Origin of the sequence: Leclercia sp. GLN_9 (assembly GCF_043105735.1) — a bacterium.
Classification (GTDB): domain Bacteria; phylum Pseudomonadota; class Gammaproteobacteria; order Enterobacterales; family Enterobacteriaceae; genus Enterobacter; species Enterobacter adecarboxylatus.
This window is the reverse complement of sequence record NZ_JBICLV010000016.1, coordinates 33,977-50,717: the sequence shown is the minus strand read 5'-3', so window position 1 is coordinate 50,717 and position 16,741 is coordinate 33,977. Positions and strand designations below refer to the sequence as shown.

Here is a 16,741-nt window from a genome sequence, read left to right as displayed (position 1 = left end):
AGAGGCGGGATGCTATTTTTAAACCGGGGGTCGTTATGTACGCTTTAACCCACGGTCGGATTTATACCGGCCATGAAATTCTGGATGACCATGCGATTGTGATCGCAAATGGCCTGATTGAACGTGTCTGCCCACTGGCCGAACTGCCGGCGGAAATAGAACAACGCTCGCTCAATGGGGCAGTCATCTCCCCCGGTTTTATCGACGTACAGCTTAACGGCTGTGGCGGCGTGCAGTTCAACGATACTGCGGAAGCCGTCACGGTTGAGACGCTGGAGATCATGCAGCACGCCAACGAAAGATCGGGCTGCACCAGCTACCTGCCGACGCTTATCACCACCAGCGACGATCTGATGAAACAGGGCATCCGCGTGATGCGCGAATACCTGGCGAAATACCCGCATCAGGCCCTGGGCCTGCATCTTGAAGGACCGTGGCTAAATATCGTCAAGAAAGGCACCCATAACCCGGACTTCGTGCGTAAACCTGACGGCGGGCTGGTCGATTTTCTGTGCGCCAACGCTGATGTGATCACCAAAGTGACCCTGGCACCAGAGATGGTCGAGCCGGACGTTATCCGCAAACTGGCGGATGCGGGGATTGTGGTTTCTGCCGGGCACTCCAACGCCACGCTGAAAGAGGCCAAAGTGGGCTTCCGCGCCGGTATCACCTTCGCTACCCATCTTTATAATGCCATGCCGTATATTACCGGACGTGAGCCGGGTCTGGCCGGGGCGATCTTTGATGAGCCGGACGTTTACTGCGGCATTATTGCTGACGGGTTACACGTTGATTATGCCAACGTGCGTAACGCCAAACGCCTGAAAGGCGACAAGCTGTGTCTGGTCACGGATGCAACCGCACCTGCGGGGGCAAATATTGAACAGTTCATTTTTGCTGGTAAAACAATATACTACCGGAATGGACTGTGTGTGGATGAAAACGGAACCTTAAGCGGTTCGGCGCTGACCATGATTGAAGGCGTGCGCAATCTGGTGGAACATTGCAGTATTGCCCTGGATGAAGTGCTGCGTATGGCAACCCTTTATCCGGCTCGCGCAATTGGCGTGGACAAACAGCTGGGCAGCATTGCTCCGGGCATGGTGGCTAACCTCACCGCATTCACACACGATTATAAAATCATCAAGACCATCGTTAATGGTAACGAGGTCGTCACAGAGTAAGTAAACGTATGACACCTGGCGGACAAGCTCAAATTGGTAACGTTGATCTGGTAAAGCAGCTGAACAGTGCTGCGGTGTATCGACTGATTGACCAGCATGGACCCATCTCGCGGATCCAGATTGCAGAACAGAGCCAGCTTGCCCCCGCCAGCGTGACGAAAATTACCCGTCAGCTCATTGAGCGCGGGTTAATTAAAGAAGTGGATCAGCAGGCCTCTACCGGAGGCCGTCGCGCCATTTCCATTGTCACCGAAACCCGCCATTTTCACGCCATTGGCGTACGCCTTGGCCGTCATGACGCCACCCTGACGCTGTACGATCTGAGCAGCAAAGCGGTTGCCGAAGAGCACTACTCCCTGCCGGAACGTACGCAAGAGACGCTTGAGCATGCCCTGCTCAATGCCATTGAAGAGTTCATCGAATCCTGCCAGCGCAAAATCCGCGAGCTGATCGCTATTTCAGTGATCCTGCCCGGGCTTGTCGACCCTGAAAGCGGCGTGATCCGCTATATGCCGCACATTCAGGTCGAAAACTGGGGGCTGATTGATGCTCTGGAAAAACGCTTCGCCGTTACCTGCTTTGTCGGTCACGATATCCGCAGTCTGGCGCTGGCTGAGCACTACTTTGGTGCGAGTCAGGACTGTGAAGACTCTATCCTGGTGCGCGTACACCGCGGTACGGGGGCCGGGATCATCTCCAACGGACGCATTTTTATTGGCCGAAACGGCAACGTTGGGGAGATTGGCCATATCCAGGTCGATCCGCTGGGCGAGCGCTGCCACTGCGGCAACTTTGGCTGTCTGGAAACGGTGGCCGCCAACGCCGCGATAGAGCAGCGCGTGCGTCATCTCCTTGAGCAGGGTTATCAGAGTCGTATTACGCTGGATGACTGTAAAATTAACGCCATCTGCAAAGCCGCTAATAAGGGCGACGCGCTGGCCAGCGAAGTGATCGAACAGGTTGGCCGCCATCTTGGCAAAACTATTGCCATCGCCATCAACCTGTTTAACCCGCAAAAAGTGGTGATCGCGGGCGAAATTACCGAAGCCGAAAAGGTCCTGCTGCCTGCCATCGAAGGATGCATCAATACGCAGGCGCTGAAGGCGTTTCGCCAGAATCTGCCGGTGGTTCGATCCGCGCTGAACGATCGCTCCGCCATTGGTGCCTTTGCGCTGGTAAAACGCGCCATGCTTAACGGTATCCTGTTGCAGCGTTTGCTGGAAAGCTGACAGCGCTTTATAGTGTCGCCTTCTTTTTTTGATGCCGGGAAGTCCATGACTATTAAGAACGTTATTTGTGATATCGACGGCGTGCTGATGCACGACAACGTTGCCGTGCCGGGCGCAGCCGAATTTCTTAACCGCATCATGGAACAAGGCATGCCGCTGGTTCTGCTCACCAACTTCCCGTCCCAGACCGGGCAGGATCTGGCGAACCGCTTTGCCACTGCCGGTATCGATGTGCCTGACAGCGTGTTCTACACCTCGGCGATGGCTACCGCCGACTTCCTGAAGCGTCAGGAAGGCAAAAAAGCCTATGTGGTGGGCGAAGGTGCGCTGATCCATGAGCTATACAAAGCAGGCTTTACCATCACCGATGTGAATCCCGATTTTGTGATCGTCGGTGAAACGCGCTCCTATAACTGGGAGATGATGCACAAGGCGGCGTTCTTTGTTGCCAGCGGCGCTCGCTTCATTGCCACCAATCCAGATACCCACGGCCGCGGCTTTTATCCGGCCTGTGGCGCGCTCTGTGCCGGTATTGAGAAAATGACCGGCCGCACGCCGTTTTATGTGGGTAAGCCCAGCCCGTGGATCATTCGCGCGGCCCTCAACAAAATGCAGGCCCACTCCGAAGATACTGTGATCGTAGGCGACAACCTGCGCACCGATATTCTGGCTGGCTTCCAGGCGGGTCTGGAGACCGTCCTGGTGCTGTCGGGGGTATCGACCCTCGATGATATTGATTCGATGCCTTTCCGCCCGAGCTGGATTTACCCCTCGGTCGCGGAAATCGATATTCTGTAACCCGAAACCACGTCCCCGGACGTGGTTTTTTCATTTTGTCGTGGCAAAAACAAAGACGTATTTAATTAAAACCGTCATTCATTGAATAATCATCAATAAATAAACCCAGTACATACGCTTTTTTCAACATTCGGCAATGACCGTTGCACTTTTTATCTTTTACCCGGCAAAACGCTTGCCGCCCCTCCCCTTTTGCGGCATTTTCATAAGCAAGCAACATCACACTGCAACAGGGTTAATGGAGAAGGTTATGTGTTCAATTTTCGGCGTACTGGATATTAAAACTGACGCAGGCGAACTGCGTAAAAAAGCACTGGAATTGTCCCGTCTGATGCGCCATCGCGGCCCGGACTGGTCCGGTGTTTACGCCAGCGATAAAGCCATTCTGGCTCATGAGCGTCTGTCGATTGTTGACGTCAATGCCGGTGCCCAGCCGTTATATAACGAGAAAAAAACCCATGCGCTGGCGGTCAACGGTGAAATCTACAACCATCAGGCGCTGCGTGCGGAATACGGCGATCGTTATGCCTTCCAGACTGGTTCTGACTGTGAAGTGATCCTGGCGCTGTATCAGGAAAAAGGCCCGGAATTCCTCGATGAGCTGCAGGGGATGTTCGCCTTCGCCCTGTACGACAGTGAAAAAGATGCGTATTTGATTGGTCGCGACCATATCGGGATTATCCCGCTGTATATGGGCCACGACGAATTCGGCAACTTCTATGTTGCATCCGAGATGAAAGCCCTGGTGCCGGTGTGCCGCACCATTAAAGAGTTCCCGGCCGGGAGCTTCCTGTGGAGCACAGATGGCGAGATCCGCTCTTACTATCAACGCGACTGGTTCGATTACGATGCCGTTAAAGACAACGTGACTGACAAAGTTGAGCTGACGCAGGCTCTGGAAGAGGCGGTAAAAAGCCACCTGATGTCAGACGTGCCGTACGGCGTGCTGCTCTCTGGCGGTCTGGACTCGTCTGTTATCTCGGCGATCACCAAAAAATACGCTGCCCGCCGCGTGGAAGATCAGGAGCGCTCCGAAGCCTGGTGGCCGCAGCTGCACTCCTTCGCCGTTGGTCTGGAAGGCTCCCCGGATCTGAAAGCCGCGCAGGAAGTGGCTAACCACCTTGGTACCGTGCACCACGAAATTCACTTTACCGTGCAGGAAGGCCTGGATGCGATCCGTGACGTTATCTATCACATTGAAACCTATGATGTGACCACCATTCGTGCCTCGACGCCGATGTACCTGATGTCGCGTAAAATTAAAGCGATGGGCATCAAAATGGTGCTGTCAGGTGAAGGGTCTGACGAAGTGTTTGGCGGTTATCTGTACTTCCATAAAGCGCCAAACGCCAAAGAGCTGCACGAAGAGACAGTACGTAAGCTGCAGGCGCTGCACATGTTCGACTGCGCCCGTGCCAACAAAGCGATGTCTGCCTGGGGCGTGGAAGCGCGCGTGCCGTTCCTGGATAAGAAGTTCCTTGACGTTGCCATGCGTATCAACCCGCAGGACAAGATGTGCGGCAACGGCAAAATGGAAAAACATATCCTGCGCGAATGTTTTGAATCTTACCTGCCGGCAAGTGTGGCCTGGCGTCAGAAAGAGCAGTTCTCGGACGGCGTAGGTTATAGCTGGATCGACACCCTGAAAGAGGTGGCCGCGAAGCAGATTTCCGATCAACAACTGGAAACAGCCAGCTTCCGCTTCCCGTACAACACACCGGGTTCGAAAGAAGCCTATCTGTACCGTGAGATCTTTGAAGAGCTGTTCCCGCTGCCAAGCGCAGCAGAGTGTGTCCCGGGTGGCCCATCCGTCGCCTGCTCCTCTGCAAAAGCCATTGAATGGGATGAAGCGTTCAAAACCATGAACGATCCGTCAGGTCGTGCCGTGGGTGTCCACCAGTCTGCTTATAAATAAGCAACAAGCGTCGCCATGAGGTCCTTCGGGGCCTCTTTTTTTGCCTCGCGTTTCGCTGGACAAAAACGATTAATAACCAATAATTGCCGAATATTCGGTCACGCTGTTCGCAACCTAACCAAACAGTCACATTCCAGACATTTTCGTTGAAAAAGGTGTTGACGCTGCAAGGGTCTATACGCATAATGCGCCCCGCAACGCCGATAAGGTAACGCGAAAAAAAGATGGCTACGTAGCTCAGTTGGTTAGAGCACATCACTCATAATGATGGGGTCACAGGTTCGAATCCCGTCGTAGCCACCATCTTTTTTGCGGGAGTGGCGAAATTGGTAGACGCACCAGATTTAGGTTCTGGCGCCGCAAGGTGTGCGAGTTCAAGTCTCGCCTCCCGCACCATTCCCAGGAAAGCGTTGCACGGATGGGGTATCGCCAAGCGGTAAGGCACCGGTTTTTGATACCGGCATTCCCTGGTTCGAATCCAGGTACCCCAGCCATATTTCTTCGATTTGCGGTTCTCCGCGGTTATTGGGGTATCGCCAAGCGGTAAGGCACCGGTTTTTGATACCGGCATTCCCTGGTTCGAATCCAGGTACCCCAGCCATCGAAGAAAGCAGTTTGGCTACGTAGCTCAGTTGGTTAGAGCACATCACTCATAATGATGGGGTCACAGGTTCGAATCCCGTCGTAGCCACCAAATTAGTCATTTACCGATTATTTCGGTAAACTAGAAAAAATTGTTGGGGTATCGCCAAGCGGTAAGGCTCTGGTTTCTGATACCAGCATTCCGAGGTTCGAATCCTCGTACCCCAGCCAATTTAAAAAAGTCGTTAGATGTTTTTTGTTTAACGCAATTGGGGTGTCGCCAAGCGGTAAGGCTCTGGTTTCTGATACCAGCATTCCGGGGTTCGAATCCCTGCACCCCAGCCACTTAGTTACAAAAAAGCCCGCTCTGCGGGCTTTTTTGTTTTTGTCATCTGATGCGGTTCGATGCCTTCACTCTGGCCCTCTCCCACCGGGAGAGGGAAAAAGATTAAAGACCCAGAGCGTACTTGAGTGCCTGGCGTTTCAACCCACCTGCTCGCTGCGCCGCCATCAATCCCACGTTACGCAGAACGCGTAGCGGCCCAATATCGTTGCTGAATCCGGCATAAAACAGATCCATCCCGGACTGCATAATGAAGTTGTCCGCCATCCGTCGCATCTGATAACGCTTCAGCACCTGATGGCTTGCCCAGGCCTCACCCTGGTTGCGGGCGCTGCATAACACCTCTATCAACGCGTCAACATCGCGATAGCCAAGGTTGACCCCCTGCCCCGCCAGCGGATGAATGGTGTGCGCCGCATCGCCTACCAGTGCCAGGCCTTCCTGCGCATAGTTCAGCGCATGGCGACGAGTCAGAGGAAATGCCCCTGCGGCAACCGGTGTGACTGTGCCCAGGCGGGCCGGAAACTCGCGGGCAATCTCCCGCTGTAGCTGTTCCATGGGCATTCCCTGCAACTGCCGAATACGCGCAGGCGTGTCGTACCACACCAGTGAGGCCCAGCGGTCGAACAGCGGTAAAAAGGCGTGCGGGCCATGCGGGGTGAAGTGTTGCCAGGTACTGTCGCCCGGATCATTTTCACAGGCAACGGTAATCAACATACAGGATTGCTGATACTGCCAGGCGTGAATACCGATCCCCGCCAGCTCGCGTACCCGGGAATTCGCCCCGTCGGCACCAATCAGCAGTTTTACCGCCAGTTGCTCACCGTTATCCAGTTCAATCAGGTGCTGCTCGTTGTGGCGGTGCAAATGTTTCACCGACGCAGGGACCCGCAGCGTGACCTGAGAATGTGCCTCCAGCGCCTGCCAGAGCGCCTGCTGCAGCACCGTATTTTCAACCATATACCCCAACAGCGGCAGTTTGAGCTCCGCGGCGTCAAACATCACATGGGCGTTTTCCCACTCCCAGGTCTCCAGGCGGCGATACGGGTGCGCACGCATCCCCAGGATCGTGTCCCATACACCCAGCCCGCGGAGCAGATCAACCGAGGCGGCGCTGATGGCAGAGATACGTACATCCGGTTGTGCAGAATCGTCAAAGGCAGGCGGCGGCGCCTGTTCGATAACCGTTACGTCGAACCCGTGTTGCGCCAGCCCCAGCGCCAGCGCCCCGCCGACCATACCGCCGCCGACAATGGCGATCCCGGTTTGTTGGATAGTCATGGTCATTTGTCCTTATTTGAGAATCCCTTAAGTTTACCGGATTTTTTCACCTTGAGTCCGGGAACCTTCATACTGGTCACAACCGCACCAAAGCATTACAATACGCGCCCTGCAATCCTGAGCACGAGCAAGTCGATGACAAAAAAACTCCATATTAAAACCTGGGGCTGTCAGATGAACGAATACGATTCATCAAAGATGGCCGATCTGCTGGATGCCACCCATGGGTATCAACTCACCGACGTGGCGGAAGAAGCAGACGTGTTGCTGCTGAACACCTGCTCAATCCGTGAGAAGGCGCAGGAAAAAGTCTTTCACCAGTTAGGTCGCTGGAAGCTGATCAAACAAAAAAGGCCGGACGTGATCATCGGCGTTGGCGGCTGTGTTGCTTCGCAGGAAGGTAAGCTGATTCGTCAGCGCGCCCACTATGTCGATATTATTTTTGGCCCACAGACCCTGCATCGTCTGCCGGAGATGATCAACTCCGTGCGCGGGAGCGGTAATCGCAAAGCGATCATCGACGTCAGCTTCCCGGAAATCGAAAAATTCGACCGTCTGCCGGAACCGCGTGCGGATGGCCCGACCGCCTTCGTCTCTATCATGGAAGGCTGCAACAAATACTGTACTTACTGCGTGGTGCCTTACACGCGTGGTGAGGAAGTCAGCCGTCCTTGCGACGACATTCTCTTTGAAATTGCACAGCTCGCGGCGCAGGGTGTGCGTGAAGTGAACCTGCTCGGGCAGAACGTAAACGCCTGGCGCGGCGAGAACTACGACGGCAGCACCGGCACCTTTGCGGAACTGCTGCGCCTGGTGGCGGCCATCGACGGCATCGACCGTATTCGCTTCACCACCAGCCACCCGATTGAGTTCACTGATGACATCATCGATGTCTATCGCGACACGCCGGAGCTGGTGAGCTTCCTGCACCTGCCGATTCAGTGTGGCTCTGACCGCGTGCTGAACCTCATGGGCCGTACCCATACCGCGCTGGAATATAAAGCAATTATCCGCAAGCTGCGTGAAGCGCGCCCGGATATTCAGATTAGCTCGGACTTCATTGTCGGCTTCCCGGGTGAAACGGACGAAGACTTTGAACGCACGATGAAGGTTATCGGCGACGTGAACTTCGACGTAAGCTATAGCTTCATCTTCTCGGCCCGCCCGGGTACGCCTGCCGCCGATATGGTTGACGACGTGCCGGACGAGGTGAAAAAGCAGCGTCTTTATATCCTGCAGGATCGCATCAACCAGCAGGCTAACGCCTGGAGCCGTCGGATGCTCGGCACCGTGCAGCGCGTGCTGGTAGAAGGCACCTCCCGTAAGAGCATCATGCAGTTGTCAGGCCGTACGGAGAACAACCGCGTCGTGAACTTCGAAGGTACGCCAGATCTGGTGGGCAAGTTCGTTGATATCGAGATCCTTGAAGTGCTGACCAACTCCCTGCGCGGAAAACTGGTCCGCACCGAAGACGAAATGGGTCTGCGTATCGCCGAATCACCCGAATCGGTGATTGCCCGTACCCGTAAAGAAAGCGATCTGGGCGTCGGCGTTTATCAGCCATAATTCCTCTGGCCTGCTATTTTGGCAGGCCTTGTTTTCCCCTGTTCTTTCCCCCATATCCTTCGCAATGCTTGCGCCTTTATCCTGGGGCGTGAATACTTTCATAAGACAGAAACACTGCCTTCTGACACCCGAGACATTAAGAGGACCGGTTTGAATATAGACACACGTGAAATTACCCTTGAGCCAGCAGACAACGCTCGCCTGCTGAGCCTGTGCGGGCCGTTTGATGACAACATCAAACATCTGGAGCGACGTCTGGGTATTGAGATTAATCGTCGCGATAACCAGTTCAAACTCACCGGACGCGCAATTTGCGTCAATGCCGCTGCGGATATCCTCCGCAACCTGTACGTCGATACCGCCCCGATGCGCGGTGAAACGCAGGATATTGAGCCGGAACAGATCCATCTGGCGATCAAAGAATCGCGGGTACTGGAGCAGAGTGCGGAGAGCGTGCCGGATTTCGGCAAAGCTATCCACATCCAGACCAAACGTGGCGTCATCAAGCCACGCACGCCAAACCAGGCGCAGTATATCGCCAATATTCTCGATCATGACATCACCTTCGGCGTTGGCCCGGCGGGTACCGGTAAAACCTACCTTGCGGTGGCCGCTGCCGTGGATGCTCTGGAGCGCCAGGAGATCCGCCGTATTCTGCTCACCCGTCCGGCCGTTGAAGCGGGCGAGAAGCTGGGCTTCCTGCCTGGCGACCTGAGCCAGAAAGTCGATCCTTACCTGCGCCCGCTTTACGATGCGCTGTTTGAGATGCTCGGTTTTGAGAAGGTCGAAAAACTGATTGAACGTAACGTCATCGAAGTGGCTCCGCTGGCCTATATGCGCGGTCGTACGCTGAACGATGCGTTCATCATCCTGGATGAGAGCCAGAACACCACCATCGAGCAGATGAAGATGTTCCTGACCCGTATTGGCTTTAACTCCAAAGCGGTGATCACCGGTGATATCACCCAGGTCGACCTGCCGCGCAGCACCAAATCAGGTCTGCGTCACGCCATTGAAGTCCTGTCCGAAGTGGACGAAATCAGCTTTAACTTCTTCCACAGTGAAGACGTGGTGCGCCACCCGGTGGTTGCCCGCATCGTCACGGCGTATGAAGCATGGGAAGCAGCAGATCAAAAACGTAGAGCAGAACAGGCCGCGGAACGTAAACGCGAAGCCCAGGAGCAAGAGCAGAAATGAGTCAGGTGATCCTCGATTTACAGCTGGCCTGTGAAGATAATTCCGGCCTGCCGGAAGAGAGCCAGTTCCAGGCGTGGTTGAACGCCGTCATCCCTCAGTTTCAGGAAGAGTCAGAGGTCACGATTCGCCTGGTGGATGAAGCCGAAAGCCACGACCTGAACCTGACCTATCGCGGGAAAGATAAGCCGACCAACGTGCTCTCCTTCCCGTTTGAAGCCCCACCGGGCATCGAACTGCCGCTGCTGGGTGATTTAATCATCTGTCGGCAGGTGGTCGAGCAAGAGGCGCAGGAGCAGCAAAAGCCGCTCGAAGCACACTGGGCGCACATGGTGGTACACGGTAGCCTGCATCTGCTGGGCTACGACCATATTGAAGATGAAGAAGCGGAAGAGATGGAATCCCTCGAGACAGAGATAATGCTTGCTCTGGGCTATGAGGATCCGTACATTGCCGAGAAAGAGTAGTCTGTTCGGCGCTTTTGCGCCGGACTGACATAATGTGCCGTCGTGTCAGACACAGGTCCGCGACGGCTGTTTTATATCAACATGAGAACCCTTAACAAACGCCATGAGCGACGACAATTCACACAGTAGCGACACACCAACCAGCAAAAAGGGATTTTTCTCCCTCATTCTGAGCCAGCTGTTCCACGGTGAACCCAAAAACCGTGACGAACTGCTTGAGCTGATCCGTGACTCCGGGCAGAACGATCTTATCGATGAAGATACGCGCGAGATGCTCGAAGGGGTAATGGATATCGCCGACCAGCGCGTTCGCGATATCATGATCCCCCGCTCGCAGATGATCACCCTGAAACGCAACCAGACTTTAGATGAGTGCCTCGACGTTATCATCGAGTCTGCCCACTCGCGTTTCCCGGTCATCAGCGAGGATAAAGATCACATCGAAGGGATTTTGATGGCGAAAGATCTGCTGCCGTTTATGCGCAGCGATGCCGAAGCCTTCAGCATGGAAAAAGTGTTGCGCCCGGCGGTCGTTGTCCCGGAAAGCAAGCGGGTAGACCGCATGCTGAAAGAGTTTCGCTCTCAGCGCTACCACATGGCGATTGTTATCGATGAATTTGGCGGTGTTTCGGGCCTGGTCACCATCGAAGATATTCTCGAACTGATTGTGGGTGAAATCGAAGACGAGTATGACGAAGAAGAGGATATCGACTTCCGTCAGCTGAGCCGCCACACCTGGACCGTACGTGCGCTGGCGCCGATCGAAGATTTTAATGACACCTTTGGCACGCACTTCAGCGATGAAGAGGTGGATACCATCGGCGGGCTGGTGATGCAGGCATTTGGTCACCTTCCGGCGCGCGGTGAGACCGTGGAAATAGATGGTTACCAGTTCAAGGTCGCGATGGCCGACAGTCGACGTATTATTCAGGTTCATGTAAGAATGCCGGACGATGCTCCGCAACCCACACTGGATGATTGATTTAAATGGCATTTGCCCCACTGTTTGAACGCCAGCGCGTACGTCTGCTGCTGGCGCTAATCCTCGGAGCCAGCGGTACGCTGGCTTTTTCCCCTTATGACTTCTGGCCCGCCGCGCTCCTCTCTCTGATGGGGCTTCAGGGGCTGACGCTGAACCGCCGGCCCGTACAGGCCGCGGCCATTGGTTATGTCTGGGGGCTGGGCCTGTTTGGTTCCGGCATTAACTGGGTTTACGTCAGTATTGCGCAGTTTGGCGGTATGCCGGGACCAGTGAATGTCTTCCTCGTCGTGCTGCTGGCGGCCTACCTCTCGCTCTATACCGGTCTGTTTGCCGGTATTTTGTCGCGCCTGTGGCCGAAAACCAGCTGGCTGCGGGTGGCCATTGCCGCCCCGGTAGTCTGGCAAATTAGCGAATTCCTGCGCGGCTGGGTGCTGACCGGCTTCCCGTGGCTGCAGTTCGGCTACAGCCAGATCGACGGCCCGCTGAAAGGGCTGGCCCCGGTAATGGGCGTCGAGGCCATCAACTTCCTGCTGATGGTTGTGAGCGGCCTGCTGGTCCTGGCATTGGTGCAGCGTAACTGGCGACCGCTGGTTGCAGGGCTGATCCTCTTTGCGCTGCCCTTCCCGCTGCGCTACATCCAGTGGTTTACCCTTGAGCCTGAGCGCGCCACCCAGGTGTCGATGGTGCAGGGTAATATTCCCCAGTCGCTGAAATGGGATGAGGGTCAGCTGGTCAACACCCTGAAAATTTATCTGGATGCCACGCAGAAAGAGATGGGCAAATCCCAGTTAATTATCTGGCCGGAGTCAGCAATCCCGGATCTGGAGATCAACCAGCAGCGTTTTCTCGCCATGATGGACGATCTGCTGCGCGCCCGTGACACTACCCTGATCACCGGGATTGTGGATGCACGTCTGAACAAGCAAAACCGGTACGATACCTACAACACCATCATTACGTTGGGGAAAGACAATCCGTACAGCTACGAGTCGGCTAACCGTTACAACAAAAACCACCTCGTGCCGTTTGGTGAGTTCGTGCCGCTGGAGTCAATTCTGCGTCCGCTGGCGCCGTTCTTCGATTTACCGATGTCCTCGTTTAGCCGGGGTCCGTACATCCAGCCTCAGCTCAGCGCCCACGGCTTTTTACTGACCGCTGCCATTTGCTACGAGATCATTCTGGGTGAGCAGGTGCGCGATAATTTCCGCCCGAACACCGACTATCTGCTGACGATCTCTAACGATGCGTGGTTTGGTAAGTCGATTGGTCCGTGGCAGCACTTCCAGATGGCGCGGATGCGCTCGCTGGAGCTGGCGCGCCCACTGCTGCGCAGCACCAACAATGGCATCACAGCCGTAATTGGTCCGCAGGGCGAAATTCAGGCCATGCTCCCGCAGTTTACCCGCGATGTGCTGACCGCCAAGGTCACGCCAACTACCGGGCTGACGCCTTATGCCCGCACCGGCAACTGGCCGCTGTGGATCCTGACCGCGCTGTTCGGCTTTGGCGCAGTGCTGATGAGCCTTCGTCAGCGTCGTAAGTAATCCCCTTCCTTTTTGCCCGGCGGCGCTACGCTTGCCGGGCTTACCGTTTTTAAGCCGGGTAAGGCGCAGCCGCAACCGGGCAATTCCCTCCATTCGACAACTCTGGCACGTCTATTGCTTTGTTTATTCACGCAAACGCGATTTGGCTTAACGTGCAACCGGGTCGCACCAGCATAGTTCGTCGGTAGCACCGAAACGGTGCAACGGGAGATTTATGCCTCTGAATGGTGCGGCGCGCTTCGCAAAAATAAACAATAACGCAGCAAAATCTTTACATTAAGCCAAACTAAATGTTAACAAACATGTATAACACTGCACTCGTATCGCGCGAGCTATAACAACATCACACCGAATATCAATGCGCCCCTGACGCTGATAAAAAAGGAGTTGGATATGCAATTACGTAAACTGGCCACAGCAATGCTGGTGATGGGATTGTCTGCAGGCGTTGTTCACGCCGAAGATGCTGCACCAGCAGCGGGCGGCACCCTGGAAAAAATCGCTAAAAACGGCGTGATTGTGGTCGGCCACCGTGAATCCTCCGTTCCATTCTCATACTACGACAACACGCAAAAAGTCGTGGGTTACTCTCAGGCTTACTCCAACGCCATCGTGGACGCGGTGAAGAAGAAGCTGAACAAACCGGATCTGCAAGTGAAGCTGATCCCAATCACTTCACAAAACCGTATCCCGCTGCTGCAAAACGGCACCTTTGATTTTGAGTGCGGCTCCACCACCAACAACCTTGAGCGTCAGAAACAGGCTGCCTTCTCCGACACCATTTTCGTGGTTGGTACCCGTCTGCTGACCAAAAAAGGCGGCGATATTAAAGACTTCGCTGACCTGAAAGGCAAAGCAGTAGTCGTCACCTCCGGTACCACGTCTGAAGTGCTGCTGCACAAGCTGAACGAAGAGAAGAAAATGGACATGCGCATCATCAGCGCCAAAGACCACGGTGACTCCTTCCGTACGCTGGAAAGCGGTCGCGCCGTTGCGTTCATGATGGATGATGCATTGCTGGCCGGTGAGCGCGCTAAAGCGAAGAAACCGGACAACTGGGAAATCGTCGGTACCGCGCAGTCTAAAGAAGCGTATGGCTGCATGATGCGCAAAGACGATGCGGAATTTAAGAAACTGGTCGATGACACCATCGCTCAGGTTCAGACCTCCGGCGACGCGGAGAAATGGTTCGATAAGTGGTTCAAGAACCCAATCCCACCAAAAAATCTGAACATGAACTTTGAACTGTCTGACGACATGAAAGCCCTGTTTAAAGAACCGAACGACAAAGCACTTAACTAATTAGAACCACTAAGGGGCGGGATCTCCTGCCCTCTCGATTGTCGGGAAGCGCGGACAGACTAAACGTTGAGGGGTCGTTCCCCACTCAGCGCGACGATTAAAGCTTCTCACCAATCTTCGAGGGTAGCGCTGCTACCCTTTTTTTTCTGGAGTTTATTATGTCAATCGACTGGAACTGGGGCATTTTCCTGCAGCAAGCCCCGTTCGGCAACACCACCTATCTTGGCTGGCTGTGGAGCGGTTTTCAGGTCACGGTCGCACTGTCGATCACCGCCTGGATCATCGCTTTCCTTGTCGGCTCGCTGTTCGGTATTTTGCGTACCGTCCCGAATCGCTTTCTCTCCTCGCTGGGAACCTGCTACGTCGAACTGTTCCGTAACGTTCCGTTAATCGTGCAGTTTTTTACCTGGTATTTGGTTATTCCCGAACTGCTGCCGGAAGATCTCGGCATGTGGTTCAAATCAAAGCTGGATCCTAACGTTCAGTTCTTTGTCTCCTCCATGCTCTGCCTGGGTCTGTTTACTGCCGCCCGCGTGTGTGAGCAGGTGCGTGCAGCGATTCAGTCTCTGCCACGCGGGCAGAAAAATGCTGCGCTGGCGATGGGCCTGACCTTACCGCAAGCCTACCGTTACGTTCTGCTGCCCAATGCCTATCGCGTGATCGTACCGCCGATGACCTCGGAAATGATGAACCTGGTGAAAAACTCGGCCATCGCGTCCACCATCGGTCTGGTGGATATGGCGGCGCAGGCGGGCAAACTGCTGGATTACTCTGCCCATGCGTGGGAATCCTTTACCGCCATTACCCTGGCGTATGTTCTGATTAACGCGGTGATTATGTTGGTAATGAACCTTGTCGAACGTAAAGTTCGCCTGCCGGGCAACCTGGGGGGCAAATAATGTACGAATTTGACTGGAGTTCCATTGTTCCTTCCCTTCCCTATCTGATGGATGGCCTGATCATTACCCTCAAGATCACCCTGACGGCGGTCGTGGTCGGGATAATCTGGGGTACGCTGCTGGCGGTAATGCGCCTGTCGAGCTTTAAGCCTGTCGCCTGGTTTGCAACGGCTTACGTTAACGTGTTTCGCTCCATCCCGCTGGTGATGGTGCTGCTGTGGTTCTATCTCATTGTGCCTGGCCTGCTGCAGGATGTCCTCGGCCTGTCGCCGAAAAATGACATCCGTTTGATCTCGGCGATGGTGGCCTTCTCGATGTTTGAGGCGGCGTACTATTCAGAGATTATCCGTGCCGGGATCCAGAGCATCTCCCGCGGGCAATCGAGTGCCGCGCTGGCGTTAGGCATGACCCACTGGCAGTCGATGAAGCTCATCATTCTGCCGCAGGCGTTCCGCGCCATGGTTCCGCTGCTGCTGACCCAGGGCATCGTGCTGTTCCAGGACACCTCTCTGGTGTATGTATTGAGCCTGGCAGACTTCTTCCGTACCGCTTCTACCATCGGCGAGCGCGATGGTACTCAGGTCGAAATGATCCTGTTCGCAGGTGCGGTCTATTTTGTTATTAGTTTAAGCGCGTCGCTGTTGGTCAGCTGGCTGAAGAAAAGGACAGTGTAATGATTTCCCTGAAAAATGTTTCTAAATGGTATGGGCACTTTCAGGTGCTGACCGACTGCTCCACGGAAGTGAAAAAAGGCGAGGTTGTGGTGGTGTGCGGGCCGTCCGGCTCGGGTAAATCAACGCTGATCAAAACCGTGAATGGCCTGGAGCCTGTGCAGCAGGGCGAGATTATCGTCAATGGCACCAAAGTGAATGACAAGAAAACCAACCTGGCGAAGCTGCGTTCTAACGTTGGGATGGTATTCCAGCATTTTGAGCTGTTCCCGCATCTGTCGATTATCGAGAATCTGACTCTCGCGCAGGTGAAAGTCCTCAAACGCGATAAGGCGCTAGCCCGTGACAAAGCGTTGAAGCTGCTGGAACGTGTCGGACTTACTGCCCATGCCGATAAATTCCCGGCACAGTTGTCCGGTGGCCAACAGCAGCGTGTAGCGATCGCCCGTGCGTTGTGTATGGATCCGGTAGCCATGCTGTTTGATGAGCCGACTTCTGCGCTTGACCCGGAAATGATCAACGAAGTGCTGGACGTCATGGTGCAGCTGGCACAGGAAGGCATGACCATGATGGTGGTTACCCACGAAATGGGCTTTGCGCGTAAAGTGGCGAACCGCGTGATCTTTATGGATGAAGGGAAAATCGTGGAGGACTCAGCCAAAGAGGAGTTCTTTGCCAACCCACAGTCCGATCGCGCGAAAGATTTCCTCGCCAAAATTCTGCATTAATCTTCCCGGTGCGCAATCGCAGGATTGCGCACTGCTTCACGCTTTTCATCTCTTTT

14 protein-coding genes and 7 tRNA genes are annotated in these 16,741 nt (G+C 54.8%); 20 read left to right on the top strand and 1 reads right to left on the bottom strand.

What is annotated here, in order from left to right; all coding sequences use genetic code 11:
• The first annotated feature begins 35 nt into the window (after positions 1 to 35).
• The 11 genes from nagA (at position 36) to ACF8PE_RS10115 (ending at position 6,053) form a co-directional block, all read left to right on the top strand.
• Positions 36 to 1,184 carry an N-acetylglucosamine-6-phosphate deacetylase gene (gene nagA, locus ACF8PE_RS10165; protein WP_059308511.1) on the top strand — a complete coding sequence of 383 codons (1,149 nt, stop codon included), beginning with the start codon at positions 36 to 38 and terminating at the stop codon, positions 1,182 to 1,184.
• 8 nt (positions 1,185 to 1,192) lie between these two features.
• Positions 1,193 to 2,413, top strand: coding sequence for an N-acetylglucosamine repressor (locus ACF8PE_RS10160; RefSeq protein ID WP_032617048.1), 1,221 nt, complete (start codon positions 1,193 to 1,195; stop codon positions 2,411 to 2,413).
• Between the two features lie 45 nt (positions 2,414 to 2,458).
• A complete protein-coding gene (locus tag ACF8PE_RS10155; RefSeq protein WP_032617047.1) occupies positions 2,459 to 3,211 on the top strand; it encodes an HAD-IIA family hydrolase in 753 nt (250 codons plus the stop codon).
• A 250-nt stretch (positions 3,212 to 3,461) separates the two neighbouring features.
• Complete coding sequence (asnB, locus tag ACF8PE_RS10150; RefSeq protein WP_392494814.1) at positions 3,462 to 5,126, top strand: asparagine synthase B; 1,665 nt, start codon at positions 3,462 to 3,464, stop codon at positions 5,124 to 5,126.
• Positions 5,127 to 5,352: 226 nt separating this feature from the next.
• Positions 5,353 to 5,429 (top strand) — tRNA-Met (locus ACF8PE_RS10145).
• An 8-nt stretch (positions 5,430 to 5,437) separates the two neighbouring features.
• Positions 5,438 to 5,522 (top strand) — tRNA-Leu (locus ACF8PE_RS10140).
• Positions 5,523 to 5,545: 23 nt separating this feature from the next.
• Positions 5,546 to 5,620: transfer RNA gene (locus tag ACF8PE_RS10135), tRNA-Gln, on the top strand.
• Between the two features lie 32 nt (positions 5,621 to 5,652).
• A tRNA-Gln gene (locus ACF8PE_RS10130) sits at positions 5,653 to 5,727 on the top strand.
• Positions 5,728 to 5,743: 16 nt separating this feature from the next.
• Positions 5,744 to 5,820 (top strand) — tRNA-Met (locus ACF8PE_RS10125).
• Positions 5,821 to 5,864: 44 nt separating this feature from the next.
• Positions 5,865 to 5,939, top strand: a tRNA-Gln gene (locus ACF8PE_RS10120).
• Positions 5,940 to 5,978: 39 nt separating this feature from the next.
• A tRNA-Gln gene (locus ACF8PE_RS10115) sits at positions 5,979 to 6,053 on the top strand.
• A gap of 103 nt (positions 6,054 to 6,156) precedes the next feature.
• Here the strand turns inward: ACF8PE_RS10115 and ubiF are convergent.
• On the bottom strand, positions 6,157 to 7,332 hold the full coding sequence (gene ubiF, locus ACF8PE_RS10110; protein WP_155166438.1) for a 3-demethoxyubiquinol 3-hydroxylase: 1,176 nt from the start codon (positions 7,330 to 7,332) through the stop codon (positions 6,157 to 6,159).
• A gap of 135 nt (positions 7,333 to 7,467) precedes the next feature.
• Here ubiF and miaB point away from each other — a divergent pair, with 135 nt between their 5' ends.
• The 9 genes from miaB to ACF8PE_RS10065 all read left to right on the top strand — a co-directional run bounded on the left by miaB (position 7,468) and on the right by ACF8PE_RS10065 (position 16,685).
• Positions 7,468 to 8,898 (top strand): tRNA (N6-isopentenyl adenosine(37)-C2)-methylthiotransferase MiaB, encoded by a 1,431-nt coding sequence (miaB, locus tag ACF8PE_RS10105; protein ID WP_032617043.1) that lies wholly within the window; start codon positions 7,468 to 7,470, stop codon positions 8,896 to 8,898.
• Positions 8,899 to 9,048: 150 nt separating this feature from the next.
• Positions 9,049 to 10,095 carry a PhoH family protein gene (locus tag ACF8PE_RS10100; protein ID WP_032617042.1) on the top strand — a complete coding sequence of 349 codons (1,047 nt, stop codon included), beginning with the start codon at positions 9,049 to 9,051 and terminating at the stop codon, positions 10,093 to 10,095.
• The gene (ybeY, locus tag ACF8PE_RS10095) at positions 10,092 to 10,559 is read left to right on the top strand and encodes an rRNA maturation RNase YbeY (protein WP_032617041.1); all 468 of its coding nucleotides are present in this window, start codon (positions 10,092 to 10,094) and stop codon (positions 10,557 to 10,559) included. The genes ACF8PE_RS10100 and ybeY overlap by 4 nt, the downstream gene beginning before the upstream one ends.
• A 103-nt stretch (positions 10,560 to 10,662) precedes the next feature.
• A complete protein-coding gene (gene corC, locus ACF8PE_RS10090; RefSeq protein WP_032617040.1) occupies positions 10,663 to 11,541 on the top strand; it encodes a CNNM family magnesium/cobalt transport protein CorC in 879 nt (292 codons plus the stop codon).
• A gap of 5 nt (positions 11,542 to 11,546) precedes the next feature.
• Positions 11,547 to 13,085: an apolipoprotein N-acyltransferase gene (lnt, locus tag ACF8PE_RS10085; protein WP_130589165.1), complete on the top strand. Its 1,539-nt coding sequence runs from the start codon at positions 11,547 to 11,549 to the stop codon at positions 13,083 to 13,085.
• Between the two features lie 393 nt (positions 13,086 to 13,478).
• Positions 13,479 to 14,387, top strand: a complete 909-nt coding sequence (locus ACF8PE_RS10080; protein WP_032617038.1) for an amino acid ABC transporter substrate-binding protein — start codon at positions 13,479 to 13,481, stop codon at positions 14,385 to 14,387.
• A gap of 158 nt (positions 14,388 to 14,545) precedes the next feature.
• Positions 14,546 to 15,286, top strand: coding sequence for an amino acid ABC transporter permease (locus ACF8PE_RS10075; RefSeq protein WP_392494813.1), 741 nt, complete (start codon positions 14,546 to 14,548; stop codon positions 15,284 to 15,286).
• Positions 15,286 to 15,960 (top strand): glutamate/aspartate ABC transporter permease GltK, encoded by a 675-nt coding sequence (gene gltK, locus ACF8PE_RS10070; RefSeq protein WP_032617036.1) that lies wholly within the window; start codon positions 15,286 to 15,288, stop codon positions 15,958 to 15,960. The genes ACF8PE_RS10075 and gltK overlap by 1 nt, the downstream gene beginning before the upstream one ends.
• Complete coding sequence (locus tag ACF8PE_RS10065) at positions 15,960 to 16,685, top strand: amino acid ABC transporter ATP-binding protein (RefSeq protein WP_059308513.1); 726 nt, start codon at positions 15,960 to 15,962, stop codon at positions 16,683 to 16,685. The genes gltK and ACF8PE_RS10065 overlap by 1 nt, the downstream gene beginning before the upstream one ends.
• Positions 16,686 to 16,741 lie beyond the last annotated feature (56 nt).

Excerpts from the sequence above, each read along its gene's own strand:
- nagA (WP_059308511.1), top strand. The coding sequence starts at position 36 with ATGTACGCTTTAACCCACGGTCGGATTTATACCGGCCATGAAATTCTG.
- ACF8PE_RS10160 (WP_032617048.1), top strand. The coding sequence starts at position 1,193 with ATGACACCTGGCGGACAAGCTCAAATTGGTAACGTTGATCTGGTAAAG.
- ACF8PE_RS10155 (WP_032617047.1), top strand. The coding sequence starts at position 2,459 with ATGACTATTAAGAACGTTATTTGTGATATCGACGGCGTGCTGATGCAC.
- asnB (WP_392494814.1), top strand. The coding sequence starts at position 3,462 with ATGTGTTCAATTTTCGGCGTACTGGATATTAAAACTGACGCAGGCGAA.
- ubiF (WP_155166438.1), bottom strand. The coding sequence starts at position 7,332 with ATGACTATCCAACAAACCGGGATCGCCATTGTCGGCGGCGGTATGGTC.
- miaB (WP_032617043.1), top strand. The coding sequence starts at position 7,468 with ATGACAAAAAAACTCCATATTAAAACCTGGGGCTGTCAGATGAACGAA.
- ybeY (WP_032617041.1), top strand. The coding sequence starts at position 10,092 with ATGAGTCAGGTGATCCTCGATTTACAGCTGGCCTGTGAAGATAATTCC.
- corC (WP_032617040.1), top strand. The coding sequence starts at position 10,663 with ATGAGCGACGACAATTCACACAGTAGCGACACACCAACCAGCAAAAAG.
- lnt (WP_130589165.1), top strand. The coding sequence starts at position 11,547 with ATGGCATTTGCCCCACTGTTTGAACGCCAGCGCGTACGTCTGCTGCTG.
- ACF8PE_RS10080 (WP_032617038.1), top strand. The coding sequence starts at position 13,479 with ATGCAATTACGTAAACTGGCCACAGCAATGCTGGTGATGGGATTGTCT.
- ACF8PE_RS10075 (WP_392494813.1), top strand. The coding sequence starts at position 14,546 with ATGTCAATCGACTGGAACTGGGGCATTTTCCTGCAGCAAGCCCCGTTC.
- gltK (WP_032617036.1), top strand. The coding sequence starts at position 15,286 with ATGTACGAATTTGACTGGAGTTCCATTGTTCCTTCCCTTCCCTATCTG.
- ACF8PE_RS10065 (WP_059308513.1), top strand. The coding sequence starts at position 15,960 with ATGATTTCCCTGAAAAATGTTTCTAAATGGTATGGGCACTTTCAGGTG.